The 25,481-nt window shown below is 50.1% G+C and carries 23 protein-coding genes and 1 tRNA gene; 3 read left to right on the plus strand and 21 right to left on the minus strand.

Features of this window, described 5'->3' with window-relative positions; translation table 11 throughout:
- Nucleotides 1–9: 9 nt before the first annotated feature.
- From AJ81_RS02490 to AJ81_RS02510, 5 genes are all read right to left on the minus strand, one after another.
- Complete coding sequence (locus AJ81_RS02490; protein WP_031503765.1) at nucleotides 10–1,170, minus strand: type II secretion system protein GspD; 1,161 nt, start codon at nucleotides 1,168–1,170, stop codon at nucleotides 10–12.
- Nucleotides 1,167–2,786 carry a COG1470 family protein gene (locus AJ81_RS02495; RefSeq protein WP_031503766.1) on the minus strand — a complete coding sequence of 540 codons (1,620 nt, stop codon included), beginning with the start codon at nucleotides 2,784–2,786 and terminating at the stop codon, nucleotides 1,167–1,169. The genes AJ81_RS02490 and AJ81_RS02495 overlap by 4 nt, the downstream gene beginning before the upstream one ends.
- 78 nt (nucleotides 2,787–2,864) lie before the next feature.
- Complete coding sequence (locus AJ81_RS02500) at nucleotides 2,865–3,557, minus strand: hypothetical protein (protein WP_031503768.1); 693 nt, start codon at nucleotides 3,555–3,557, stop codon at nucleotides 2,865–2,867.
- Between the two features lie 46 nt (nucleotides 3,558–3,603).
- A complete protein-coding gene (locus tag AJ81_RS02505) occupies nucleotides 3,604–4,668 on the minus strand; it encodes a hypothetical protein (protein WP_031503770.1) in 1,065 nt (354 codons plus the stop codon).
- 133 nt (nucleotides 4,669–4,801) lie between these two features.
- Entirely contained in the window at nucleotides 4,802–6,073 is a 1,272-nt protein-coding gene (locus tag AJ81_RS02510; protein WP_031503772.1) for a TrpB-like pyridoxal phosphate-dependent enzyme, read from the minus strand.
- A gap of 258 nt (nucleotides 6,074–6,331) precedes the next feature.
- Here AJ81_RS02510 and AJ81_RS02515 point away from each other — a divergent pair, with 258 nt between their 5' ends.
- Nucleotides 6,332–7,399, plus strand: coding sequence for a mannonate dehydratase (locus AJ81_RS02515; RefSeq protein ID WP_031503773.1), 1,068 nt, complete (start codon nucleotides 6,332–6,334; stop codon nucleotides 7,397–7,399).
- 67 nt (nucleotides 7,400–7,466) lie between these two features.
- Here the strand turns inward: AJ81_RS02515 and AJ81_RS02520 are convergent, their stop codons facing one another.
- Nucleotides 7,467–8,672 (minus strand): C13 family peptidase, encoded by a 1,206-nt coding sequence (locus tag AJ81_RS02520; RefSeq protein WP_031503775.1) that lies wholly within the window; start codon nucleotides 8,670–8,672, stop codon nucleotides 7,467–7,469.
- Nucleotides 8,673–9,024: 352 nt separating this feature from the next.
- On the opposite strand from AJ81_RS02520, the gene AJ81_RS02530 reads away from it, so the two are divergent.
- Together AJ81_RS02530 and AJ81_RS02535 are read left to right on the plus strand one after the other, a co-directional pair.
- Complete coding sequence (locus AJ81_RS02530) at nucleotides 9,025–11,175, plus strand: heavy metal translocating P-type ATPase (RefSeq protein WP_031503779.1); 2,151 nt, start codon at nucleotides 9,025–9,027, stop codon at nucleotides 11,173–11,175.
- Entirely contained in the window at nucleotides 11,172–11,375 is a 204-nt protein-coding gene (locus AJ81_RS02535) for a heavy-metal-associated domain-containing protein (RefSeq protein ID WP_031503781.1), read from the plus strand. Before AJ81_RS02530 ends, AJ81_RS02535 begins: the two co-directional genes overlap by 4 nt.
- A 2-nt stretch (nucleotides 11,376–11,377) precedes the next feature.
- On the opposite strand, the gene AJ81_RS02540 is transcribed toward AJ81_RS02535, so the two are convergent.
- From AJ81_RS02540 to AJ81_RS02610, 15 genes are all read right to left on the minus strand, one after another.
- Entirely contained in the window at nucleotides 11,378–12,358 is a 981-nt protein-coding gene (locus AJ81_RS02540; protein ID WP_031503782.1) for a M48 family metallopeptidase, read from the minus strand.
- Nucleotides 12,359–12,370: 12 nt separating this feature from the next.
- Entirely contained in the window at nucleotides 12,371–12,928 is a 558-nt protein-coding gene (locus tag AJ81_RS02545) for a LemA family protein (protein WP_031503784.1), read from the minus strand.
- 81 nt (nucleotides 12,929–13,009) lie between these two features.
- Complete coding sequence (locus AJ81_RS02550) at nucleotides 13,010–13,978, minus strand: hypothetical protein (RefSeq protein WP_031503788.1); 969 nt, start codon at nucleotides 13,976–13,978, stop codon at nucleotides 13,010–13,012.
- Nucleotides 13,979–14,023: 45 nt separating this feature from the next.
- The gene (locus AJ81_RS02555; RefSeq protein ID WP_031503790.1) at nucleotides 14,024–15,232 is read right to left on the minus strand and encodes an S-layer homology domain-containing protein; all 1,209 of its coding nucleotides are present in this window, start codon (nucleotides 15,230–15,232) and stop codon (nucleotides 14,024–14,026) included.
- Between the two features lie 121 nt (nucleotides 15,233–15,353).
- Nucleotides 15,354–16,556, minus strand: a complete 1,203-nt coding sequence (tyrS, locus tag AJ81_RS02560; RefSeq protein WP_031503791.1) for a tyrosine--tRNA ligase — start codon at nucleotides 16,554–16,556, stop codon at nucleotides 15,354–15,356.
- A gap of 4 nt (nucleotides 16,557–16,560) precedes the next feature.
- Complete coding sequence (gene secG, locus AJ81_RS02565; RefSeq protein ID WP_031503792.1) at nucleotides 16,561–16,791, minus strand: preprotein translocase subunit SecG; 231 nt, start codon at nucleotides 16,789–16,791, stop codon at nucleotides 16,561–16,563.
- 94 nt (nucleotides 16,792–16,885) lie between these two features.
- Nucleotides 16,886–16,962: transfer RNA gene (locus AJ81_RS02570), tRNA-Met, on the minus strand.
- Between the two features lie 55 nt (nucleotides 16,963–17,017).
- Nucleotides 17,018–18,265, minus strand: a complete 1,248-nt coding sequence (locus AJ81_RS02575; protein ID WP_031503794.1) for a glycerate kinase type-2 family protein — start codon at nucleotides 18,263–18,265, stop codon at nucleotides 17,018–17,020.
- Nucleotides 18,262–18,846, minus strand: coding sequence for a hypothetical protein (locus AJ81_RS02580; RefSeq protein ID WP_051368806.1), 585 nt, complete (start codon nucleotides 18,844–18,846; stop codon nucleotides 18,262–18,264). Before AJ81_RS02580 ends, AJ81_RS02575 begins: the two co-directional genes overlap by 4 nt.
- A 10-nt stretch (nucleotides 18,847–18,856) precedes the next feature.
- On the minus strand, nucleotides 18,857–20,119 hold the full coding sequence (locus AJ81_RS02585; protein ID WP_031503798.1) for a metal-dependent hydrolase family protein: 1,263 nt from the start codon (nucleotides 20,117–20,119) through the stop codon (nucleotides 18,857–18,859).
- Between the two features lie 75 nt (nucleotides 20,120–20,194).
- Nucleotides 20,195–21,265: a DUF362 domain-containing protein gene (locus AJ81_RS02590; protein ID WP_031503800.1), complete on the minus strand. Its 1,071-nt coding sequence runs from the start codon at nucleotides 21,263–21,265 to the stop codon at nucleotides 20,195–20,197.
- 13 nt (nucleotides 21,266–21,278) lie between these two features.
- The gene (locus tag AJ81_RS02595; protein ID WP_031503802.1) at nucleotides 21,279–22,439 is read right to left on the minus strand and encodes an exo-beta-N-acetylmuramidase NamZ family protein; all 1,161 of its coding nucleotides are present in this window, start codon (nucleotides 22,437–22,439) and stop codon (nucleotides 21,279–21,281) included.
- Nucleotides 22,436–23,263, minus strand: coding sequence for a carbohydrate ABC transporter permease (locus AJ81_RS02600; protein ID WP_031503804.1), 828 nt, complete (start codon nucleotides 23,261–23,263; stop codon nucleotides 22,436–22,438). Before AJ81_RS02600 ends, AJ81_RS02595 begins: the two co-directional genes overlap by 4 nt.
- Nucleotides 23,257–24,159, minus strand: a complete 903-nt coding sequence (locus tag AJ81_RS02605; protein WP_031503806.1) for a carbohydrate ABC transporter permease — start codon at nucleotides 24,157–24,159, stop codon at nucleotides 23,257–23,259. The genes AJ81_RS02600 and AJ81_RS02605 overlap by 7 nt, the downstream gene beginning before the upstream one ends.
- 55 nt (nucleotides 24,160–24,214) lie before the next feature.
- On the minus strand, nucleotides 24,215–25,459 hold the full coding sequence (locus AJ81_RS02610) for an ABC transporter substrate-binding protein (protein WP_031503807.1): 1,245 nt from the start codon (nucleotides 25,457–25,459) through the stop codon (nucleotides 24,215–24,217).
- Between the last annotated feature and the right edge of the window lie 22 nt (nucleotides 25,460–25,481).

Consider the following 25,481-nt stretch of genomic DNA (forward strand, 5'->3'; position numbering starts at 1 on the left):
ATACCCCTCTCAGAGCTTCTCGACGCTCAGGAATATCACCAGTTCTCGCTGTTCAGACGATTCCGACCTCACTCCGAACAAGTATCTGAGAAGAGGTATTCTCGACAACAGAGGTAAACCTGAACTGCTCTGAGAATCGCCTTCGACCGTGAGGCCACTCACCGCCACGGTTTGACCACTTCGAATGATCAACGTCGTGGACATCTCGTTCCTCTTCGTCGACAGGGTCCTCGTCGTTCGTCCGTTGGAGAAGTAGCTCACACTCGGTGTGAGTGAAACCTCTATCTCGTTCTCTGCAACGACTCTCGCGATTATGTCGAGCCCAATGCCCACATCCACAGTCTGTATCGTGGCCGCGGCACCTTCGGGTTGTACTATGATGATCTCTCTCTGACCAACGAACAATCTGGCTGGTTTGTTCTCCTTCGCTATGATCCAAGGATCTGCCTTTATCTTCGCTTGACGTTGCTCCTCGAGCGCCGCTATCTTGGCCACGATCGTACCAAAGATGTCCGTCTGGATGGCCAAAGCGCCCGAAACGAGTCCAGTTATCGCCTGCCAGTTCTCGTTGAACTGCTGGTTCGCACCGAAACTGTAGCCTATTTCCTGAAGACCGAGCTCTGAGAGCTTGTCCTTGGAGATCTCCGTCACCAGAACGCTTATTTTGATCTGACTCGGAGCGACGTCTATTTGGCTCAAAATCTTTTCGAATTCAGCAACAAACTCCACAGGAGCTGTGATCGTGACTTGGTTCGTTTCCTTGTCGACTTTCACGAAAGGTTCGTACATGGTGGGCATCAAACTGCTCAAAGAATCAACGGTGAGATACTTCAACTTGTACGTTTTCGTCTGGGCGATGTGCCTGAACGCCGGATTCTTTGGATCTGGTGAACCGACGAAGTAGAAGCCGTCCAACTTTGTGTAGGTGTAACCGCCGGGCATGAGCACCATCTTCAATGCTTGTTCGAGTGGAACGTCTTTGAATTCCACCGTCACAAAACCAGTGACCGTCGTGTCCGCTATGATCGAGACACCCGTCTGAGCCGACATATCGGCCAGAATGTCCAGAATGTAGGCATCCTGGAAGATGTTCGTCACGAGCGGTTCTTGTTGAAAGAAACACGTGATCGCGATCAACAGTAAAAACGAAAACGCCATCACCTTTCTCATTGTTCCTCGCCCCTTTCTATTCTGATCCTCTCTCTGATCATGACTTGTTCCATGTTTTGTAGGTCCAATCGAGCTATGAGTACGTACTCTCCGCTTTTCAAATCAACGTTCAGACCAACCATGAACAGTCTCTGCGTCCCGGGGAGCATTGGATTATCAGCTTTGTAAGAAGCGCTCACAATCCTTTCACTCGATTCGGGATAAACGATCCCGCCCTCTTCACGTTCCGGTATGATTCTTTCGAGTCCAACACTGATAGAAGGCGAAAAGTGCATGTTTCCTTCGTTGTTAACTACCAAATCAACCTCCAAACCTTCTTCCGTGGGAACGACCTTCGTAAATTGCATAGAAGCCCTTTGGATCATTTCTTCGTCTTTCCCAACGAACACGAGCAAGTTTGCACCCTGTTCGCTCTTGAGATCTTCCGCCGTCGCCACGAAGGAGAGGTCGAAGTACTGGCCTCCTTTAACATCTTCCGATGGTCTTACGCTGATCCTCAGCTTTCTACTCTGGTTAGGTTTCAACTGAAACGAAGTTGGACTGATCTCGATCCAACTCGGTGCTTGACCTCTGGTTTCGGTGGGAACCAGTTCGCCTTCGAGGTCGTACACCAGAGGATACACGGAAGCTGAAATGTTCACCGTCTGATTGCCCCTGTTGAAGATCTCCACCGTCGTGCTTCTGAACGCACCTGGAAGGCATTTCAGTTCTATGTTTCCAGGTTCGACGAAGATCAGTGGTGCCTCACTCTGTTTTTGAGTCTTCGAAACCGCTTCATCCTTAACGATGTTCAGCTCCGCTTCCAAGATCGCGGGCCTGTAGCCTCCGTAGTTGACCACGGCCCTCGCGATGTAGCTTCCTTCGGGAAACTGTCGAGTCGTTATGCTCCTCAGTTCCACCTCGGCTCCAGGCAGGATGTTCCCACTGCCCATGGGAAACTTCGCCAAGGTCCTATTGTCTTTGGTCTTGATGGTCAGCTCACCGTGAGCTTGCACATGAACGTTGCCCTTGTTGAGAACCGTCACCGCGAAAACGTTCGCGTTCGGACCGATGATGTTCTGTACTTCCGCCAACGATGGTATCTCACTTATCTTTCTCAGAGAAAGGCCTGTAACGTAAAGTTCTGGCCTCTTTCGCAAGGAGTCGATGTTCAACTCGATGAAGCTCGCTATCTGATAGTCTAAGAGTACGCCGAAGCCCGTTGCCTCTTCCATCCCCGTCAGTTCCTCTTTCTTGGTCACGATCTTGAGCACCACGGCCGCGTACCTGCCACCTATGACACCACGAGGAACGTTTATTTCAACGTCAACTTTAGCGGATCTTTTCGGTTGCACGCTGAACTTCGCCGGCGTCACCTTGGTCCATTTGGCAGCCGAGTAGTCGGTCGAGCCGGCGGGTGCCACAACGTATCCACCTTCTCTGTTTTGAACGATGTCCATGATCGAGACTTCGAAGTTTATAGTCTCGAACTCGTCTGCGTTCTCGATGAAGATCGAAGCTGAAGTTTTCTCGCCTTGTCCGACGACTTTACTTATCAAAATCGGATCGATACGTATGTTGAAAGAAAAAATCATCATACACATCGATAAGATCAACACAGCTGTTATCTTTCTCATCTTCACTCACCCCTGTCTTCCTCAGTTTAGAAAAAACGAGGGGACGTGAATCCCCTCGTGCTCAAAGCGATCCGCTTCTTACTGTCCCGGCAGCTGAGTGTAGTTGTAATCTGGTTTGAAGAAACCTGTCTCTGGATCGATCCAGGGCTTGATCCTCTGCAACGTCAGAACAACCATACCGCTCGTTTTGTAGGTGCTCGCCGAATTGCATTCCGCAACGAATATCTTGCTCCACAGCTTCGTTTCGAATCCGTAGTGCAGTTGGTTGCTGTCTGGAATGATGAAACTGACGGTTGACAAATCGGAAGCAGCTACGAACTGGACGTTCTGGTTGCTGCTACCGTACCCAACCCACATCTCTATGAAGTCCTTGACCGTCGTGTACGGTCCTTGGTAAGTTGGATTGCCAAGGCCAACGAAAGAAACTGCGACTTCACCGTTGCTCGCGATGTTCGCCGTGATGCAGTCTGTCAAATACGTCCCAGGTTTTCTCACGTACCAAGCCCACTTGGTGCCAGTGACCTTGAAATCGATCCACTGAGCGACCTGGACCTCAACCTCTGCGTTGATCGTCCATCTTTGCTTGTTGCATCTGCCCTCGGCTCCACCCAGCGAGAAGGCCCATGCGTCAGCCTCAACGTCCTCAGGTCCGTCGCTGATGGAAACCCAAGTTCCATTGATCAATTTCCAAACTTCCAGCTGTGATTGTGCGAACGCTGTGAATGCGAACGCTACCAGTATTGCCACCAACGTCAGTACGATCTTCCTCATACCTGTTCCCTCCTTTTCGTTTCGTGGTTGAAACTTTCCGTCGAATTCATTGTTTTTCGACGTAATCTTCCACCGCTCTGAGTGTGAAGGTTATCGTGGCCGAGTTTCGGTACGTTCCACTCTGCTGAACTGAAAGCTGGACTTTGTGTAGCATGTTCAACCGCTCACCAGATTGCAAGTTCAATGACATACCGTTCAGATCTTTTGCCCTTATCCAGCTCTCTACGTTCGCCAAATCATTTGTGAACGTGTAGTGAACCAACAATCTCTCCTCTCCGCCTCCTTCCAACGAAAGATCATCGAAATTCGAGAAAGTGACAGTGACAGGATGGCTACTGCTCACAATCGTTGCCGTCAAAAAACTGGCAACGTACTCTCCAGGTTTCTTCATGTACCAGCTGATCTTTCCCCCGTTGAATTCAATGCACATCTCGTTCTCTTCTTCCCCTGCCCCCCAGGCCGTTTCTTTTCGCGTTCCGTTCGTGATGGAAAGATGTAGCAACACGTAAACTGTGTCCGTGTTCGGTGTGGCGGGGAGCGCTACGTCGTAAGTTCCGTGATTCACCGTCGGTGAGTACGACTGCTTGTGGGGGAAACTGCCAGGTGCCAGATCAATGTTGCTCAGATTCGTTGGCTCTTCAGTCATGACAAGCAGGTGCGATTCGTCCGCGAGCCAAGATCCAAAGAGAGTGAACGAGACTATCAATCTGCCGTTCTCACTTTTCACCTTTGCCCTTCCGATCTTCTCGGTCTGACCTGCCAGGATCTCGTAGTTCCTGTCGAGCCCGTCCAAAGGATAGGTCATGTAGTAGTACCATCTGTTTTGATTGTTTGAACCTTTACTCGTCATCTGAGAAACGGTTTCAGATTCTGGAGGCTGTAAGACTATCGTTCCAGTTATGGGTATCGCAACGTTGCTGTTCAAGAAATCCTTGACGGAGGGCAACTGAGCCGCAATTTCAGATTCTTTCGGATCTACCCTTTTCCAAAGACCCGTTTGTGAATCGTACCTGTAGACGGTTGGCGCTTGGGCAAGTGTCACCGAAACGAATGAGACCAAAAGAGACAGAACTAACCATGTTTTTAGAATCTTTCTCGACCACTCGCCCATGCTATCCACACCCTTCTGGTTCAGAAGATAACCATCTCGCTCAAAGTGAGCTGAAATTTGACTTTTAATCGGCTGAAGATTTACTCAAGATTGGCTCAAAACGAAGAGGAAAAAGGGGAGCAGTCGCTCCCCTTCAAGAAACGTAGGCAATGAGGTCGAACAGACCGTGGCCACTGAGGTTGAACACGATGACTTCTTCCTTCTTTTCTTCTTTCGCCCTTAGAGCTTCCTTGATCGCACCGTATATCGCGTAGGAACTCTCCGGTGCGGGTACTATCCCTTCGAGTTTTGCGAACAGTCTGGCTGCGTTGAACACTTCTTCTTGGTCGAACGCGACCGCCTCGATCAAACCTTCCTTCAAGAGCCGTGAAACGATCGGTGCAGCCCCGTGGTAACGCAGTCCACCCGCGTGGATCTTTGGAGGGATGAAATCTTTCCCGAGCGTGTACATCTTCAACAGTGGCGTCATGCCCGCCGTATCGCCGTAGTCGTACTCGTATCTTCCCTTCGTCAAGGACGGACATGCCGTTGGCTCACACGCGATGAGCCTTATGTTCTTGCCCGCCAACTTGTCCGGTACGAAGGGAAGGATCGTCCCTGCGAAGTTCGAGCCTCCACCGTGACAACCCAGAACTATTGTGGGCGTTTCGTTCAAGAGCGCGAGTTGTTTTTTGATCTCCAACCCTATCACCGTTTGGTGCAACAGTACGTGGTTCAACACGCTTCCCAAAGAATATTTCGTGCCCGGGTCGGACACGGCAACTTCTATCGCCTCACTGATGGCTATGCCCAGACTGCCCGGCATGTCCCCGTTCTTTTCGAGCAGAGACCTTCCAAAATTCGTCCTGTCGCTCGGGCTCGGCACGACATCGCCACCGAAGAGCTTCATCAAGTACTTGCGCATGGGCTTTTGCTCGTAGCTGATCCTCACCATGAACACGTTCACAGTTAAGCCGAACTTCGCCCCCGCATAGCACAGCGCACTTCCCCATTGACCCGCTCCAGTTTCCGTGACCAACCTCTTCGTACCGGAAATCTTGTTGTAGTAAGCCTGTGCGAGTGCTGTGTTCGTCTTGTGGCTACCCGTGGGGCTGGCACCTTCGTACTTGTAGTAGATGCGCGCCGGCGTTTGAAGGTATTCTTCCAAATAAGTGGCCCTGTAGAGTGGCGTCGGTCTGAAGACGGCGTACTCTCTCAAAACAGGCTCGGGGATGGGAATCTCTCTCTTCTCGCTCACCTCCTGTTCGATGAGCGCTTCTGGAAAGATCGCGGAAAGCGCCTGCGGAGAAATGGGCTGTTTGGTTCTTGGATCCAGCGGAGGATCGAGTTTGAAAGGCAAATCTGCGAGCACGTTGTACCAGTATTTCGGCATTTCTTCAACCTTCAAATCCACCCTGACTCTCACAATTTCACCTCCAGTAGGTTTTCAAATAAAAAAGGGGCTCTCTTTTTCAAGAGAGCCCCGATTCGATGCGAGGTAAAGGCACGCGGTGCTTACCCCACCGAATCGGGGCAGCACCACCACCAGTTCTTCTGAACGAGAATCTCTTCAACTAAAGATTTTGTTCGACTCAGAAACTTCACCTCGACTTTGGTTACATTATACCACGATCAAATTCCTTGTCAACTCTTCGAAGTAGAATTCAAAGTAGAGGTGAAGAACTTGAAGATCGTCTTTCGCTGGTTCGGTGATGACGATCCGGTGAAGCTCGAACACATCAGACAAATCCCAGGCGTGGAAGGAATCGTCGGTGCGCTCTTCGACGTACCCGTGGGTGAAGTTTGGCCCTTGGAGAAGATAATGAAACTGAAGGCGAAGGTGGAATCCCACGGTTTGAAACTCGAAGTGATCGAGAGTGTGAACGTGCACGAGGATATAAAGCTCGGTCTTCCCACAAGGAGAAAGTACATCGACAACTACAAAGATACGATCGTGAACCTCGCAAAGGCAGGAATAAAAATCGTCACCTACAACTTCATGCCCGTGTTCGATTGGCTCAGGACGGATCTGAGATACAAACTTTGCGACGGCTCAGAAACGATGTACTACGACGATGAACTGGTGCGAAACATCACACCGAAACAACTCGTCGCGATGATGAAGCAGAACGCCGCGAACTTTGTCTTACCCGGATGGGAGTGGGACAGGCTCGCAGAACTGGAAAAGACTCTGAACATGTACGGAGGCATGAGGGAGGAGGATCTCTTCGAGAACTTGGTGTACTTTCTGAAAGAAATCGTTCCCGTGTGTGAACAGTTGAATGTGAAGATGGCTCTGCACCCCGACGATCCACCTTGGAGCGTTTTCAACCTTCCAAGGATCGTCACATGTCAAGAGAACATAGAAAGAATTCTCAAGAGTGTGGACAGTCCGTCCAACACGCTCGCTCTCTGCACAGGCTCGCTCGGTGTCAACACGAAGAACGACATACCAAAGATGATACGACACTTCGGTTCGATGAAGAGGATCAGCTTCGTTCACTTGAGAAACTTCAAACTGCTTGGGGAGAGAAAATTCTACGAGAGCGCACATCCAAGCTTTTGTGGCTCGCTCGACATGTTCCAGATCGTCAAAGCTCTGCACGAAGTTGGCTATGACGGTTATCTCAGACCCGACCACGGAAGGACGATCTGGAACGAGAAAGCCAGGCCCGGTTATGGTCTTTACGACAGGGCACTCGGTGCGTGTTACATACTCGGCCTGTGGGAGGCGTTCAGCTCGAAAGACTGATTGAAGTTTCTCTACCAACAGAGCTTTACCCACGGTTCTATAACTGTCCACAAAATCTTGAGTCCTCCTATTGAGCTTCACCAGTTGGAGTCCAACCACAGTATTGTGGAAAAGAGAATCTTGAGATGCGAGTACAATCGAGCTCCCAAGCACGATCAAAAGCCATCTTGTACAGAACTTGTTCCAATTCGACGTAGTGGATCGATGCAATGTACCGCACAAAATCCCAGGCTATGTGAGAAGAAGTGTAAGAAACCAGAGTTTCATGGAACCCGCTCGTCCACTCTCCGCCGGAATCTTCTGGGTTTGGATCTTTCTTCCCATCGCAGTCGCCGTAAGATAAATGATCAGCATCAGTTGCAGTCATTATAGCCAACAGATTTGTCAAACCATCGTACCACAGGTCATCGATGAAGCTTCCCGAATGACATGCATCGAGGATCACATAGAACTTCGTTCCAGAATGATTCCTGATGATGTTACGAAGATCCTCAGAGGTCAAAACACTTTCTCCCATGACCAACTTATCTCTGCTACCATGAGAAGAAATGTAAACCGTCACGCGCATAGCACCGCCTTGAACAAGAGCGTCGACAGCATTTTCAAAATTCGCTTTTGAATTGTTTGGATAGTCCAACGTCCTAACAGCATTTTCCCCATAGAAGCGCCTGTAGAACTGTTCCATGTGTTCTTTGTCCTTGGAAATACCGACATCAGGATAGCGCGTTGGGTCGTTGCCATTCACCACCAACGCACAGTTGGCAGGTACACTCACCACGACTTCTGAAGCAACGACCGACTCAGAGACAGCCAGCTCGAAATTGTTCCACTTGATTTTCGAGAACGATGGACGATAAATTTCACCGAGGAACAGTGGTTGATCGTTCACGAAAGGCATCCATTCGGCATCGTGTTGTTCGACGATTTCAAAATCCTCGTTCAAGTAGATGTAAACAACATCATGGGCAAATCTTCCGAGAGGATTCTTGTCGAGAACGAAGAGCCATCTTGCTTCCTCTGGCACTGCTTTTCGCAGGCTCTTGAACGGGGCACCTTCCGAAACGATATCACCGCTTTTCAGTTCTGTTGCGTAGAAGATTATGAACCTGTCGTCCGTCGACTGACTCGTTTTTGGTAAACCAAGTTGATCAGCAATGGCAACCGCGGCCAATCTCATTTGATCTTGTTCTTGAATCGTGGCGCAGGATGTAACGATGAACATCACCAACAGAAACAGCAGAACACATAGGCAGCAAAGACACTTTGTCCTCATCTAACCCCCCCTTTACGATATCATACTCCTGTGATCGTTGCAGACATCGGTCGGTTATGCGGGACTTGGTTCCATCGTGAGATGGTTCATGGCTGAGACGTGGTAACCTTCAAAAGAGGCACGAAGGCAGTGGTGAAAGAGATAGCACTTCATTGCAAGACACTTGAATCATTCTCACTACAAACAGCACTCTCAAGAAGAACAATCGTTGGAGTGAGAATGGATGGACAAGTTGGAGAACTTCTCGCCTTCGATATCTGTTTGACTGAGTTAGAATCGCAAGGTTCAGAACTTTCAGATCTTGGTAACTGACAGCCACAGAATTCGTCTAAATTTGTGGAGGTGTGACACTTTGAACGAAGAACGGTTCAAGAGAACTTTCCTCGTCACGGGAATGACCTGTGCGACGTGTGCGAGGATAGTTGAACAAGCGCTCAAGAAGATCGATGGTGTGAAGTTCGCTTCTGTGAATTTGGCGACTTCTACAGGTTTCATTTTGGCTGAAAGAGAGATAGATTTCGAAACGATAAAGAAAGCGGTTGAAGCGGTCGGCTATGGCGTCGAAACTGAGCTTGGAGAAGACGTCGAATCGAGACGGTACGCTGAAGCGAAGAAGAACGTCATCTTGGTCTGGCTTTTCACTGGCCCACTCATGTCGTTCATGTTGCTTCACATGTTCTTTCACATCCCTTGGCTCGGTTGGCTCGAGTTTGTTCTGCTGAGCTTCGTCATCTTCTTCGTCGGAAGAAGGATCATCAAAGGCGCCTGGATCGCCATCACGCACAAACACGCCAACATGGACGTTCTCACTTTTCTTGGCGCGTTCAGCGCTTGGATGACGGGTTTGCTTTCGATGCTTCATCTTCCAGTCACTTCCTTCGCCGCAGTCGGTGCCATGATCGTGGCGTTCAACATCACTGGCAGGTTCATCGAATCGCGTCTACGGGATAAAGCGAGCAAGCAGTTGAAATCTTTGATGCAACTTCGAGCGAAACAGGCGTGTGTTCTGTTAGATTCTGGTGAGATTCTTTTGCCCATCGAAGCGGTGAAGGAAGGCTTCGTCGTGGTTGTCAAGCCGTCGGAACGTGTCCCTGTCGACGGTGTGATCGTGGAAGGATCAGGACTCATCGATGAGTCTATGATAACTGGTGAGTCTGTGCCTGTAATCAAGAAGGCTGGAGATCCTGTGACGGCAGGTTCGTTGAACCTCACATCTTCGTTCAAGATCCGAGTCACGAAGGTGGGTGAAGATACATTCTTGTCTCAAATGCTCAAGCTCGTTCGGGAGGCACAGGGATTCAAGGTCCCGATACAGGCGCTCGCGGATCGAATAACGAACTTTTTCGTTCCCTTGGTGTTCATCTTGGCAGTCTTCAGTGCCGTGTTTTGGTACTTCAACTACGAAAGATTTTCGACTTTTCTTGAGAAAATGAGTCGCATCGTTCCTTGGATCGTCCACACGAACGCTTTCAGCTTCTCGATCTTCGTCTTCGTTTCAACCTTGGTCATAGCCTGTCCGTGTGCGCTGGGACTCGCAACACCCATGGCACTGTTGGTGGGAACGACTCAAGCGATGAAGAAAGGTTTGCTCATCAGAAACGCCGAAGCGATACAGACAGCGAAAGATGTGGGTTTCGTTCTCACCGACAAAACCGGCACGCTCACCACAGGTGAACCCGTGGTGGTCGAACACAACTTGGACGAAGAACTTTTGAAGATCGTTTCGGGTATCGAGAAAAAGTCGAACCATCCCTTCGCCAAGGCGATCGCAAAGCTTGTCAATGCAGATATCGAAACACAGCATTTCGAAGAGATCGTCGGTGAGGGTGTGAAAGCGATCGTGAAGGGCAGAGAGTACTTCGTTGGAAGGCCTTCGGATTATTCACACTATGAAAAGCAGCTCGAACAGGGAAGAACGATCGTTGAGGTGAGAGTGGATGGAGAAATCAGAGGTTTTCTCGCCTTGGAGGACAAATTGAGGGAAGATGCAAAAGAAGCCGTGGAAAAACTGAAGAAGATGGAAATAGAAACCATCATGGTCACGGGAGACAACGAGAGGGTCGCCAGAGCCGTGGCGAAGAAACTTGCGATAGACAAGGTTCATGCGCAGTTGAAACCTCAAGAAAAGCTCGGGTTGGTGAGAAAGTACCAATCTTTCGGCAAGAAGGTCATGATGGTGGGAGATGGGATGAACGACGCCGCGGCACTGAAAGCCGCCGACATAGGTGTGGCGATGGGCAGCGGTACGGACATCGCCATGGACAGTGCCGACATCGTCGTGGTGAAAGGTGGTATATTCAAAGTTGTGGAAGCCATAGAGGTGTCGAAGGGGACGTTGAAGAAGATCAGGCAGAATCTGTTTTGGGCGTTCTTCTACAACGTCGTTGCGATCCCGTTGGCTATGGCGGGTTTGATCCACCCACTGGTGGCAGAAATCGCGATGCTGTTCAGTTCGATCAGCGTGGTGCTCAACTCTCTGAGGATGAAAGAGGTGGGACGATGAAATACGAACTCCTCGTTCCAGACATTTCCTGCGGTCACTGCAGAAACAAAATCAGTAGAGCGCTCGAAGAACTCGGTGTGAAGAACTACCAGATAGACGTACAGACGAAGAAAGTGATCGTGGAAGCACAAAACATTGAGCCCATAACGAGAAAGCTCGAACAGATGGGTTATCCTGTGGAAAGTTTCAAACAGATCTGATATCAACCTTCTTGGAGCTCTCTCAAAACGATCTCGTCTGGAACGTTTTCCAACAACGCGATGCGCTTGTGTATGGGTGGATGCGTGCTGAACAGGTTCGCGAAGAATCCCTCCTTGTTGTTCACCGATCTTTTCAACGGATCTGAGATGAACAGATGCGCCGTCGCGATCGTGGCACCTTTGACTTTCCCCTTATTCTTCTGCATCTTTGCGATCTTTCTCAGCGCACCCGACAATCCTTTTGGGTTTCTTGTCAATTCAACGGCCTTCGCGTCCGCAAGGTACTCTCTGGTCCTTGAAACTGCGAAGATGCTGACGCGTCCGATCAGAGAAAAGAGCGTCGCAACGAGCGCGAGGATGAGCAACGCCACAAGGATGTAACCCACTCCAGAATCTTTTTTCTTCGATGACCTTCTCCCCCCACCACTCCACGCCAGAAACCTCAAGCTCCTCCACGCGAAAAGTTGCACCAAGACCATGGTGCCCAAAATAGCGCTTATGGTGGTCATCAAGAGCGTGTCTCTGTTCTTTATGTGACTGATCTCGTGCGCGATGACACCTTCGGTCTCTTCCCTGTTGAGATGTTTCAGAAGGCCACTGGTGACACACACCGCACTCTTTTCAACCTTGAAGCCCGTGGCGAAGGCGTTTATGTTCTCGTCCTCCATCACGTAAACTTCTGGGGTTTTTTCAAGACCAGCGGCGATCGTGAGCTCTTCAACGATGTTCTTGAGCTGTTTTTCTTCAAGGCTCTTCTCATTTATCTTCCGAGCGTTGACCGATCTGAGCACCAAAGCTGGTCCAGACGACATACCCGCCAGAATCTGGATCAAGGCGATGAAGATCAGAAGGATCGTTCCGAACGGGAAAACACCGAACAGAGCGTCCACGATCAGCCCGAGCGTGGCCATCAAGAACAGAAACAAAAAGACCAAAAGATAGGTTTTTTTCAAATTCTTCTTCTGTTGCACCAGATAGTCCATAAGATCACTCTCTCAAAACGTCAGATCCACCTTGGGTGTTTCCTTCTCCGCCGCGGTGGCTTCGAAGAAGGGGAAGGGTTTGAAGTTGAACATCTTGGCAACGACGTTGGTTGGGAACATCTCGATAGAGGCGTTGTACTTCATCACAGTGTCGTTGTAGAACTGTCTCGCGTAAGTGATCCTGTTCTCTGTGCTGGTGAGTTCTTCCATGAGCTGTTTCACCTGCTCGTTGGATTTGAGCTCTGGGTATCTTTCAAAAACTGCGAGCAAGCGAGACAGTGCACCTGAAAGCTCCCCTTCCGCCTTTATGCGATCGTCTATCGAACCACCAGACACAGCTTTGGCGCGCGCGTTTATCACGGCTTCCAATGTTTCTTTCTCGTACTTCATATACCCCTTCACCGCGTTCACAAGGTTGGGTATGAGATCGTGCCTTCTCTTCAACTGAACATCGATTTGACTCCACGCGTTCTCGACGCGCTTCTTCCTTGAAACCAACGAGTTGTACGTTCCAACGAACCAGATCAGAAGGATCAGTACTATCGCCACGATGATGCCGACCACTATCACAACGATCACCTCCACCGAAGAGAATCATACACCAAAAATTAAACCCCGGCACAAGGCCGGGGTTTTATGTGTTGACTTCAATCAGAACGTTACGCGCATTCTCCAAGCAACAGTAGCGATCGTTCCATCCCACGAGAGAGCCAACCTGTGGCCAATCAAACCCGTCTTCCAGGAAGCGTAACCTGCGAGTAGGAAGTTTGTTATGCTTGTGATGTTTGGTATCACAACATCCGCACCAACTGTGACTGGGGCAAGCGCTGTCGTTTTGACCGCAATGCCAAGCTGGTTGTTATTATCGAACGCGACGCTCGCACTCAGCTTTTCGATGCCAACGTCCGCACCGACGAGGTATTTCTGGAGAATTGGCGAGCCTGCTGGATTAATCGTGAAATAGCCAAAACCTTTCAATGTTGCACCTTGAATTGCCAAAGCCTTTGCAAGATCAACACTTGCTGAGAGACTAAACGGTGGCAAACCTGACGTGGCGTTCAGCAGATCTTGAACAAGTATTCCGGTGCTCAAGAATCCAAAGCTCAAGCTGTTAAACACATCAACGTTGACGATCTTGGTTGCATCGGGCGTCACAAAAACACTTAGACTGTCGGAGAGATCTCCAGAGCTGATATCAAACTTCAAGCCGACCGCTGCGTCATCGGAATACGCGGTAAAGGACGGCGTGGTGATAAGCCAGCTGAAGTTGGCACCTGACGCGCTGGACCAACCGCGCTCGAGATTTCCAGCCTGAAGCGTTACCGTGAACGAATCAGATGTGTAGAGCTTCTGCCAGACGTATCCCCAGTAGCTCCAAGAGAACGCTGGTGGGGTAGAGGTAGTAACTGTTGGGGAAATGGAAACGTAGAAGCCTGTCGTTTGGTCCTCATTCGATGCTTCGATGTAGAGTGCTCCAGCGACACCAACTGAGAAGCTCATGCTGGTTGGTGTAGCTGTGTACGTTAGTTTCGGTGTCACGTCAAGACGACCAGAAAAGTTCACCGCTGCGAATGCTGCGACCGTTACCAGGGCGACCAACAGAACAAGCAGTTTCCTCATAAGTTAACACCCTCCTTCACTTTAAATTTTACCCCTCACTGGGGTTCACATTGCACCCACTATCATGGCGGCGACTGCAATGATTATAGCACCTATGACGGCGCCAGTCAAAGCCGCATTGGCCTTGGAGAGATCCTCGATCTTCTTGAGCAGCTCGGCCTTGACGCTGTCGATGGTGCTTCCAACTTGAGTGAATCTCTCATCCGTATCGGATCTCACCGCAAACAAACCGTCTCTGAGTTCGCTCAGCTGAGTGTTGACAGAATCGAGTTCGTCAAGGATGTAATCGATCTGTTCTTCGTGCATCGCCATGAATTCGTCAACTTTACCAGCGAGTTCTTCGAGCTTCTTGGCTTGAGCTTCTATCAGTTGCTTGTTCGATGCTATAGCTTCTCTGTTGGAAGCTATGGCTTCTTCGTTCGCCGAAACCTTTGCGTTCAACTTGGCGATGGCTTCTTCGTTTGCATTGACTCTCGCATCGATCTTGTCGACCTTTTCACTCAATCTGTCCAGCTTGATGGAAACATAGCCAAGATTCTTGACCGCATTGTCGAGCATCGAAGAAAGATCTCCCACCTGAGCCTCGAGAGCGGTTATCCTGTTAGACTGAGCACGTGTGTAAGATGTGAGATCCTTGACGATGTTCTTCACTGGCTCGAGCGCGAGCAGTTTCTTGTCCAGATCCGCGATCTTGTTTTCGATCTTGGAGATCGCTGCCTCACAGTTTGCCGCGTGGTCGGCGAGTTTGCTTTCGAACGCAGAGCTCAGTTTGGCAAGATCCTCTTCGTGTTTCCTCTGCAGATTGGCGATCGCTTCGTAGAGTTTGATGACGTCTTTGTCATGGATGTTCACAGTCTGTTTGAGAGACTCCAACGATTTTGCAAGCTCTTCGACCTTGGTTGAGGCTGCGAGCTCTCCAACTTTCTTCTCCAGCTGATCCACCCTCTGAATGGTCGAACCGAGCTTGACGCTGATGGCATCCAGGACCTTCAAAACATCGCTGATGTAAGGACCGACGATCTGTGTTTCGATCAGCCCGATGAGTCTGCTGATCATTGCGGCTTCTTCGTAGCGTGTGATGTTGCGATCTCCCTTGAAGGTCCCATCGGGATATCCAATGACGATACCCTTATCCTTCAGATGTTTCACGTACTCATAGGCCCAGTGTTTTTCTGGTACGTCTGGAAACATCCCGGAAGCGAACACCCCTACGGCAACGACCAATGCCACGACTGTGAGGAAAAGTTTCTTCATGGCGCCAACCTCCCTTCTGATTATTCTCTTTGGTGGGAACTGCTCCCCCCCACTTGTCAAAGACCGAAACAACCCAGCTCAGAACTCATTATATCACTCGAACGACATGTAAATCAAGTCTTCAATCCGTCTCTCTGCGAACCAGTTTGAAGAACTGTCTCTTGCCAACCTTCAGGATCTTTTCTGTCTCCAGTGTGAGCTTCGCATGGATGTCGGTGATCTTTTCTCCGTCGACTTTGACGCCACCTTGTTGGATCAACCTCTTTGCCTCACTTTTGCTCTCAGCCACGTTCAACTTCATGAGTAATTCTACCAGTTCGACATGGTCCCTGTCAAGATGCACGGTGGGCATTTCTTCGGGAAGCTCTCTTTTCGAAAAGACTTTGACGAAATGTTCTTGTGCTTCTCTGGCTTCATCTTCTCCGTGGAAGAACTTGGTGATCTCGAACGCCAACTTCATCTTGACGTCCCTTGGGTTGATCTTTCCCTCTTTCATCAACCTTTCGTACTCTTCGATCTTTTCTTCCGACACGTTCGTCAGAAGTCTCATGTACTTCACAATGAGCCAGTCTGGGATCGACATGAGCTTTCCGAACATCTCGTTGGGTGGGTCGTTGAAGGCTATGTAGTTGCCGTAACTTTTACTCATCTTCATCTTTCCATCCGTGCCCTCTATGATGGGCATCGTCATGACGATCTGAGGTTCTTGTCCGAGCTGTTGTTGGATGTGTCTGCCAACCAGAAGATTGAAGTACTGATCTGTTCCTCCAAGTTCCACGTCGGCTTCTATCGCCACGGAATCTTGAGCTTGAGCGAGTGGATAGAGAAATTCTGCGATCGAAATGGGAACGTTCTCTTTGTACCTCTTTGCAAAATCGTCCCTCTCGAGCATACGTGCGACAGTGTACTTGGACGCGAGCTTAATCACGTCGGCGAAGCTCATCTTTCCGAGCCATTCGCTGTTGAAACGAAGCTCCGTCTTCTCTCGGTCCAAGATTTTGAAGACCTGCTGTGCGTAAGTTTCCGCGTTTTTCTTCACTTCCTCTTCGCTGAGCATGGGTCTTGTCGAATCTCTTCCTGAAGGATCACCTATCTGTGCGGTGAAATCTCCGATGATGAGCACGACCCTATGACCCAGCTCCTGAAACTGTTTCAACTTGAAGAGCACCACGGCGTGTCCAAGGTGAAGGTCTGGTCTTGAGGGATCGACGCCGAGTTTGACACGAAGCTGTTTTTTTCGCTTCAACTTGTCCAAAAGTTCTTCCTCGTTGACCAGATCGACCACGTTCTTCTTCAAGATCTGAAGTTGTTTCAGTGGGTCCATCGACTCACCTCGCGATGAAGAAGGCTGTCAGAATGCTGCTGACCATGAACGCTATGGCAAGACCGAGTGTGATCTTTCCGGGCGTGTCGAGGCCTTTCTTTCTTCCGAACATCGTGTAGAGAGAACCTGAGCCGAAGGCGCCTCCGAGTTCTGCGAACTTGCCCATCTGCTGGATCACCATGTAGATGAGCCCAGCGCTGATGAGTGAATGAACGATTATCATGAACGTTTTCACCTTTCCACCTCCTGCAAGGCTTCGACTGAAAAAGATTATACAACAAACGCCCCATCTTGACTCGAGAAACTAAAAAACCCCCGTTTGGGGGTTTTGGTGGCGGCGGTGGGATTCGAACCCACGACATAGTGATTATGAATCACTCGCTCTGACCATCTGAGCTACACCGCCACTCACTTTGAATGATACCACAACGAACCAGAAGGTTCAAGTGGCACGGCGAGATCTATTTCGCCAGTATCAAGATTAGATCGTTCACGTTCGTGCCCGTCGGACCTGTGATGAGAAGATCGTTTGAGATTTTCAGAGCGTTGTACGAATCGTTGTTTTCCAAGAACGCTTGTGGATCGAAGCCTGAGTCTTTGATCCTTTGAACCGTTTTCCCATCCACTACACCACCTGCGGCATCGGTGGGGCCATCGGTGCCGTCTGTGCCGATCGAGCAAACCACGACGCCATCGAGGCCTGCTATCTTCAACGCCGCGGCGAGCGCGAGCTCTTGGTTTCTTCCACCTTTTCCTTTTCCTTTGACGCGCACCACGGTTTCTCCACCGAGCACGAGCGCGCAAGGTCTTTTCACAGGTCTATCGTGAAGGACCAGCTCTTTCGCGATCGAGCCGACGAAAAAGCCTGCTTCTCTCGCTTCGCACTCCAAGCTCGTCGTCAAGATCGCGGTGTTGTAGCCAAGCCTTTCGGCGACTTCGACGGCCTTCTCGCAGGCGAGCTTCAAATCTGCGACGATGTAGCTTTCCACGTTCGAAAGGATTTTCGGCGTTTCATCTTTCAACTCTTTGAGAACATTCTCATCCACCTGCACGTTGTACTTTTCGAGCACGTTCAAGGCATCTTCGCTCGTGCTGAGGTCTGGATGGGCTGGACCCGATGCGATCACATCGAGCCTGTTGAACAGAACGTCCGAGAGGATCAGACACACCACACGCGCGGGGAAGACCTTCTGCGCGAACCTGCCACCTTTGACTTCAGAAAGATGCTTCCTCACCGCGTTGATCTGGCCTATGTTCGCTCCGCTCTTCAAAAGTTGATCGGTGATATTCTGAAGTTGCTTCAAGGTGACGCTACCCTTGGGCTTTTCGAAGAGCGAAGAACCACCGCCAGAGATCAAGAACAAAACGGTATCTTCTTCGCTCAGATCTTTCACGATCTCGAGAGCACGTTCGGTGGCTCTGATCGTGTTTTCGTCTGGAACGGGATGGCCGGCCTCGTAGATTTCCAGACCTTCGATCTCACCTTCGCTGTGGCCATACTTGGTGATGACGATGCCTTTTTCTATCTTTTCTTTCAGAACCTCTTTGGCAGCTTTCGCCATTCGCCAAGCGGCTTTTCCTATCGCGACGAGCACAACGCGCGAAAGGTTCAGCTCTTTCAACTTCTCTTTCACCGCGTTGTCTGGAAGAACGTGCCGAATCGATTCTTCAACGATCGTGAGCGCATCTTGTTTCAAACTTCGGCTCATGTTCTTCTCTCCTTCAAAAATTTTCTTCCGATACGAACTGCAAAGTAGCTTCCAAAAACGTTGAAGATCAGATCGAACATGGTGTCGTCCAAGCCACGTTGAGCGTTGACTGAAAAGATTTTGTCCGCGATGAATTCGGCTATCTCCCAGAGCACGCCAGCGAAGTTGGCAAGCAAGAAAGACACAAGTTGCGCCATCTTATCGCTGAGCGATCGCCAGAACTTCGAATCTTTGCAAAGAACGTGGTAGAAGAAGAACGCGATGGTGAAAGAACCAAAGAAATGCAGTGCCTTGTCCCAGAGTGGAACGGAATCGTAGAATTTGAGAAAATGGCCGAAGAAAGAGTGAAGGACCAAATGGAGTCGCAGAAGGTTTTTCAACACGTTCGGCAAGTCCTGTTGAACGATGTGGCTGTAGACGTCGATGAACCTGTCTGCCAGAACGTAGAGGAAGTAGCCAACACTTTGAACGAGCCTCCCGAGAAGGAGGCTCGTCACGAATGGTAGCATCAACAAGATAGTGAAGAAGACTTCCAAGACCCTTTCCAGCGTAAGCTTCCTTTCGGCTTCCAGTTGTCGCACCGTGCTTACCTCACAACAAGTTTTTGACGATCTCTCCCTCTTTCATGACCATGACGACGTTCTTTTCGTTCAAGAGCGATTCGACGTCTTCCAAAGGATTCTTCTCCAGCACTATCACATCGGCGAGCTTGCCCTCTTCTATTGTACCAACCTGTTTCGAAAGTCCAGCGGCTTCTGCGGCGTGCTTCGTTGCACAGACCAAGGCTTCTTCTTTCTTCATACCGAGTTTCTCAACGAAGAGCAGTATCTCGAGCGCGTTGTCACCCTGTCTGAAAGCTTTGATCCCTCCAAGAAAGTCGGTGCCAGTGGCGAGTTTCACACCGCGTTGGTATGCCAACTTTATGTTCTCGACGTGAGCTCTGTAAACTTCTTCGGACTTCTTCAAGCCCCACTCGGGTATGCCTATCTCTTTACCAAAGCGCATGATGTGTTCCACGATGGAGAGCGTTGGTACAACGATCGCGTCGAGCTTCTTCGCAAGTTCACAACACTCTTCGTCGATGAATATGCCGTGCGCGATGACCTTCACGCCAGCGAGCAACGCGTTCTTGATACCCTCTGTGCCCTGTGCGTGCGAATGGACGAACGTTCCCGCGTGTCTCGCTTCTTGAACGATGGCTTGGATTTCTTCCATGGTGAACTGCACCTGCTCGGGTCTGTCTTTTTCTGACAGCACACCACCAGTGGACATGATCTTGATGAAGTCCGCTCCACAACGCAAAGCGTAGCGTGCAGCCTTGCGGCACTCGTCCACACCGTCACAGATCAAAGAACCAAAGGGGGTTTTGAACTTCGAAGTCCTTGGATCAACATAATCGATGGGTAGATAGTGCGCATCTCCGTGGCCGAAGGTTTGAGACAGAGAAGGTCCTGCGGCGACGATCCTCGGTCCGACGATCGTTTTCTCTTGTACGGCTTTCTTCAAATTCACGGCGATGGAACCACCTGCGTCCACGATGGTCGTGAAACCCGCGTTGATGAGAGATTCCAAGTCCTTCACGGCGCGCGCCACGAGCGTTTCGTACGGAACCAAGAGATGTTCCTTGACAGAATCACCAGAGCGCATGCCCGTCAGATGCAAATGCGCGTCGATGAGACCCGGCATGAGAAAGAGACCGTCAAGATCGATGCGGGAAAAACCGGCGGGGATGGTGGTTGAATCGAGCTTTGAAACCTTCACGATACGACCTTTTTCTACCAAGACGACGGCCTTCTCGAGGATCGAACCGTCACCGACGAAAACCGTGGCGTTGAGCAACGCGAAACTCTCCACCGAGATCCCTCCTTTGATTTGCAGTGCGAACTTTTTTGATATGATAGCCGATCTTTCTTGGATCGTCAAGTGGGATCATTTCAAATGACAAGCGACCTCGATGAGCTCGTATCTTCTACTTCCAAGTCCGATCTGTTCTGCGTAGGCAAGCTGAGTTTCCCAACTCACGTTGGGATGAACCTGAAGGAAGGGATCTTGGTGGGTGGCTTTCAACACCAAATCGATGCACGCTTGATCGATCGCCACAGGATCATCGCTCACCGCGATGCCGATGTCAGGTGCGACCGCAGGTCTGTTCACGTGCCAACAATCACAATCGGGTGAGACGTTCACGATGAAGTTTACGAAGATCGCGCGCTTGTCTTTCAAGACAGCTTTTGCGTACTCGACCATCTTCTTGCTCAAAAGTTCCGCCGAGCTGTCCCAACTCGGCTCCACGGCTCCATAGTTGCACACGGCGATGCACTGGCCACAACCTATGCACACGTCATAATCGATCTTCGCGATTTTCGAAACTCTGATCGCACCCGTAGGGCAGAACCTTTCACACGTCCTGCAAGCGACGCACTTGCTCTCGACAATCTTCGGCTTGGAGTCTGAATGCTGTTCGAGCTTGCCCTGTCTGGACGCACAACCCATCCCGATGTTCTTCAGCGCACCACCGAAGCCTGTTTGCTCGTGCCCTTTGAAGTGCGTGACGAAGATCAGAACGTCGGCCAACGCGATCGCAGAAGCTATCTTCGCTTCCTTGACGTAGTTTCCATCCACCTTCACGATCAGTTGATCGTTTCCCTTCAAACCGTCGGCAATGATCACTGGGGCACCCACCACGTCCATCGTGAAGCCGTTGAGGTACGCGTTCAAAAGATGATCGACCGCGTTGCTGCGATGACCCACGTACAAGGTGTTGGCGTCGGTCAAAAAGATCTTCGCACCGGAAGGCTTCAGCTTCTCCACGAGCACTCTCAGATACTGTGGTCTTACGAACGCGAGATTGCCGTACTCGCCGAAATGAAGCTTTATCGCGACGAACTCGTCTTTTCTCGCGAGGGTGTTTATTCCAATCTTATCGAGCAGGAGAGAAAACTTTTGAAGCAGATTCATGTTGCTGTTTGTGCTCAAGTCGGTGAAATAAACGCGCGCCACGCGGTGAACCTCCTCAATAGAGTCTGTGCTTTTCGATTCTCTGAGAGAATTTGAATGACTCTTTGTTCCAGATTCTATCAAAGTCTTTCGACGTGGCGCCTTCGTCGATCGCTTTTCTGTAGAAGTCGCTTCCGACCAGCAGGTCGAAATAATACCTCTCAGTTTCATCGTGCACGTAGCTGTCCCAGCGGAAACTTTCTGGATGAAGCCTTTTCAGACACGAGATGAGATCGACCGCAAGGTGCAAAGGTTTGATCTTCCTTTTATCCGTGACGAAGAACTCTAGTCCCCGACACACTTGGTTGGACAACTTGAAAGCGAACGGGACGAAGAACCTCTCTCTGAAGGCAACACCTTCGTGGTTGAACTTTCTCAATTCTTCGTAGAGTTTTGCTGAATCGATCCAAGGAGCGCCTATGAACTTGAACGGGTGCGTCGTTCCGCGACCCACAGAGACGTTCACACCTTCCAGAAGGCAGAAACCTGCGTAGAGGATCGTGTGCTCTAACGATGGTAGATTGGGCGAAGGTGTGTTCCATAGCAAGCCAGTTTCGTCGAAATAGCTCTCAGGATCGTAGTTTTCCATCTTTATTACCTCGAGTTCCGCGTTCATGTCAAATTCTTCGTTCAAGTAATGTGCGAGCTCTCCGATCGTCAAACCGTATCTGAGTGCAAGTTCATAACCTCCGACGAAGCTCTCAAATTCTTTCTCGATCGTGGGCCCTTCTATTTTCTTCGAAAGTGGGTTCGGTCTGTCCAAGACGACGAACTTGATTTTGTGCTTGCCACACTCTTCCATACAGTAGGCCATCGTGTAGATGTAGGTGTAGAAACGAAGGCCGACGTCTTGGATGTCGTAAACGAGTGCATCGATGCCTGAAAGCATCTCCTCGGTGGGTCTGAGCCTTTCACCGTAGAGAGAATGGACGACTATGCCATATTTCGGTTCGATCGAATCTTGCACCTTTGCACCGTCTGCCGCCGCTGTGAAGATCCCATGTTCGGGCCCGAAGAGTCTGACGAGTTTCAGACCTTTTTCCATGAAGAGATCAACGTTTCTCTTCAGCTCAGAGTTGATCCCCGTCGCGTTGGTGATCAGACCGATGCGCAAGTTCTTGTAACGATCGACGAACTTTTCCAAAAAGACGTCCAAGCCGAGTTTGACAGTCTTCACTTGATCGCCCCCTGCGTCATGCCAGCGATGAAGAACCGAGAGAAGATCAAGAAGAGTATAACGGTTGGAGCTATCGAGAGAGTGAGACCCGCGAACAACAGAGGCCATTGGATCGAGTATTCACCGAAGAATATGGACACGGCGAGCGTGATCGTGGCTTTGGATCGATCGTTTATGAGGATCAACGGGAAGAAGAAGTCGTTCCAGACATTGACGAAGGTCACGATGGCAACTATGGAGAGTGCAGGTTTGGTGAGCGGAAGAATCAACTTGTAATAGATGTATCCCACGCTCGCTCCGTCTATGCGCGCCGCTTCACACAGCTCGTTAGGCACAGCATCTATGAAGTTCTTCAAGATGAAGATCGAAAAGGGAAGATTGACCGAGCTGTAGATCAAGACGAGACCTGCCAACGAGTTGGTCAAGTTCATGTTCCTGAGAAGGATGAATATGGGTATAACGGCGAGCCTCGCAGGTAAAGCGAGCCCCAGCATGGTGTACAGGAAAACGCCCCTTCTGAAAGAAAAATCGTACTTCGAGACCATGTAAGCGAACATGCTCGCAAGCAAAACCACGACGATCACAGTCGCCCCAGCGACGAGCAAACTGTTCCTGTAACCAACTCCGATTTTGGCGAAGTTCCACGCCTTGGAGAAGTTGTCGAACTTGAAGGTGGATGGAAACGAGAAAGGTTTCAAGAAGAGTTCTCTCATGGATTTGAAAGAGTTCATGACCATCATCGTGAAGGGTACGACTATGATCAACGCGTAGATCGTCAAGAAAGCGTAGGCTAAGATCGTCCCAGTCTTAGTGAGTCTCACCATGCCCTTTCCCTTCTTTCGACGAGAAAAACGTACAGGATCGAAAGGGGCATCACGATGGCGAAGATAAACACAGTGACTGCTGCGCCGAGTCCCATGTCTGTGTAAGCACTGCCGAGTCCACCGAAGGCTGTTCTGTAGAAGACCGTGCCGAGTACGTCGGTTTTCCTGAAAGGCCCTGCTTGCACACCGGTCATGGCGTAGACCATGTCGAAGACGTTGAAGCTTCCTATGAACAACAGTATCAGCAAAGTTCTGAAGGTCGGTAGAACCAACGGAAGAACGATTTTCGTTGCTATCTTCCTGTTGTTAGCGCCATCTATGTACGCGGCTTCGATTAAATCTGGTGAGATGTTCAGAATCGCAGCGAGGATGACCAGAACATAAAAACCAAGGTGCCTCCACGTGTTCACCAAGATGATGCTCAAGAGCGCCGTGGATGGATCACCCAACCAAGGTCTGGCAAGACTTTTCAAACCTATGAATTTGAGAAAGTTGTTCACGAGTCCTATCTGCGGGTTCAAAAACAGATTCCACATGAAGCCAACGATCACCAGAGGTATCATGTTGGGCATGTACACCACTGTGCGGAAGAGTTTTGCTCCTCTGAGCTTGCTCGCAAGAAGGAATGCTATCAGAAAACCAAGACCGAGCTCGAGTGTCGCTGCAACGATGAAGAAATAGATGTTGTGGAAGAAGGCGTTGAAGACTTCTTTTGAAAAACCACCGAAGAACATCTCTCTGAAGTTCTTCAAACCTACGAAGATCTTTGGTCCAACGCCTTTCCACGAATAGAAACTCAACATCAGACTATCGAACAGAGGATAGACTACGAACAAACTGTAGAGAGCAAGCGCTGGAAGGATGAAAAGAAGAACGTACCTCGCTTTCACCTTCATCCACGTTCACCCCATTTTTCAAAAGCCCCAGCCCGAAGGCTGGGGCGTGTCCTGTTCACTTTCCAAGTCTCTTCTTCAGCGGTTCGTACCACTGAGATATGGCTTCCTGAGCCTTCTTGGAGAGCTCTTCAGGTGTGATCCTGCCCGCGTACATCTCCTGCATGCCTGGGCTCAGCACGTCGTCGTAGAGCGAAGGTTTCTGCGTGACGAACACCGAGCCGACCCAGTACACATAGGGAGAAGCATGCTTGAGATACACATCGACGACCTCTTCCAGTATCGGTACCTTCGGCAATTCGGCTCCGGAAACAGCGGGGATGTTGTAGGTGATGTTCGCGAAGATGGTACCGAACTTGGGTGTTGCACAGAATTTCAGAACCTCGATGGAGTCCTTGAGGTTCTTCACGTTCGACGTGAGCGTTATGGCACCGTCCATGTAAACGTACGCGTAAGGTTTTTGATCCTTCGTGAGCGGTGGAACCATGAAGTAACCCACTTCGATGTCTGGGTTCAAATTCTTCCAGTTCTGATAACCCCAAATTCCGTAGAACACCATCGCCGCTTGACCAAAGGCGAAGGCTGCGTCCATGTCTGTGGTGGAGTTCGCCAAGAAGCCGTCTTGGTAGTAAACCTTGAGATCGTTCAACCTGCGGTTCAGATCGGTGAACTTCGGATCGAGGAAGTCCGTTTCTCCATCGATGAGCTTCTTGATCCATTCCGGTCCAAGGACGCTCACACCGCACATGGCGTGCTGCATAGTCAATGTCCATGCCTCTTTTCCAGGTATGAAGAAAGGTGTGATACCGTTTTTCTTCAAAGTCTTGGCGATCTCAACGAGCTCGTCCCAAGTTTCTGGTTCTTTGAGTTTGAACTTGTTGAAGTACTCCTTGTTGTAGAAGATACCCACAACTTGGACAGCGAACGGGACGCCATACTTCTTACCTTGGAAGGTCACAGAATTCAGAATGGTCTGCGAGAAGTTCGAGAAGTCGATGTACTCGTCGATGGGTAGATACAGCCCGTTCTCGATCATCGTCTGGGTTCGTCCGCCGGGAAGTCTTCTGGAATAGACGATGTCTGGTCCAGTACCCGTTTGAAGCGCGACGGCGATCTTGGCGTCGTACTCAGTCGGTACGAACGCCGTGAAGTTGATCTTGATGTCTTTGCCCATCTTCCTGAGTTCCTCTTCAACCTGCTTCCACACCTCGGCGTCTTGGCTCCTCCAGCTCCAGATGTTGACTTCACCTGCAAGCACGAGGACACACAACAAGACTGCCACCAACACCACCAGTTTCCTCATAAACACACCCCCTCGAAGTGGT

It is taken from the genome of Pseudothermotoga hypogea DSM 11164 = NBRC 106472 (assembly GCF_000816145.1).
Lineage (GTDB): Bacteria > Thermotogota > Thermotogae > Thermotogales > DSM-5069 > Pseudothermotoga_A > Pseudothermotoga_A hypogea.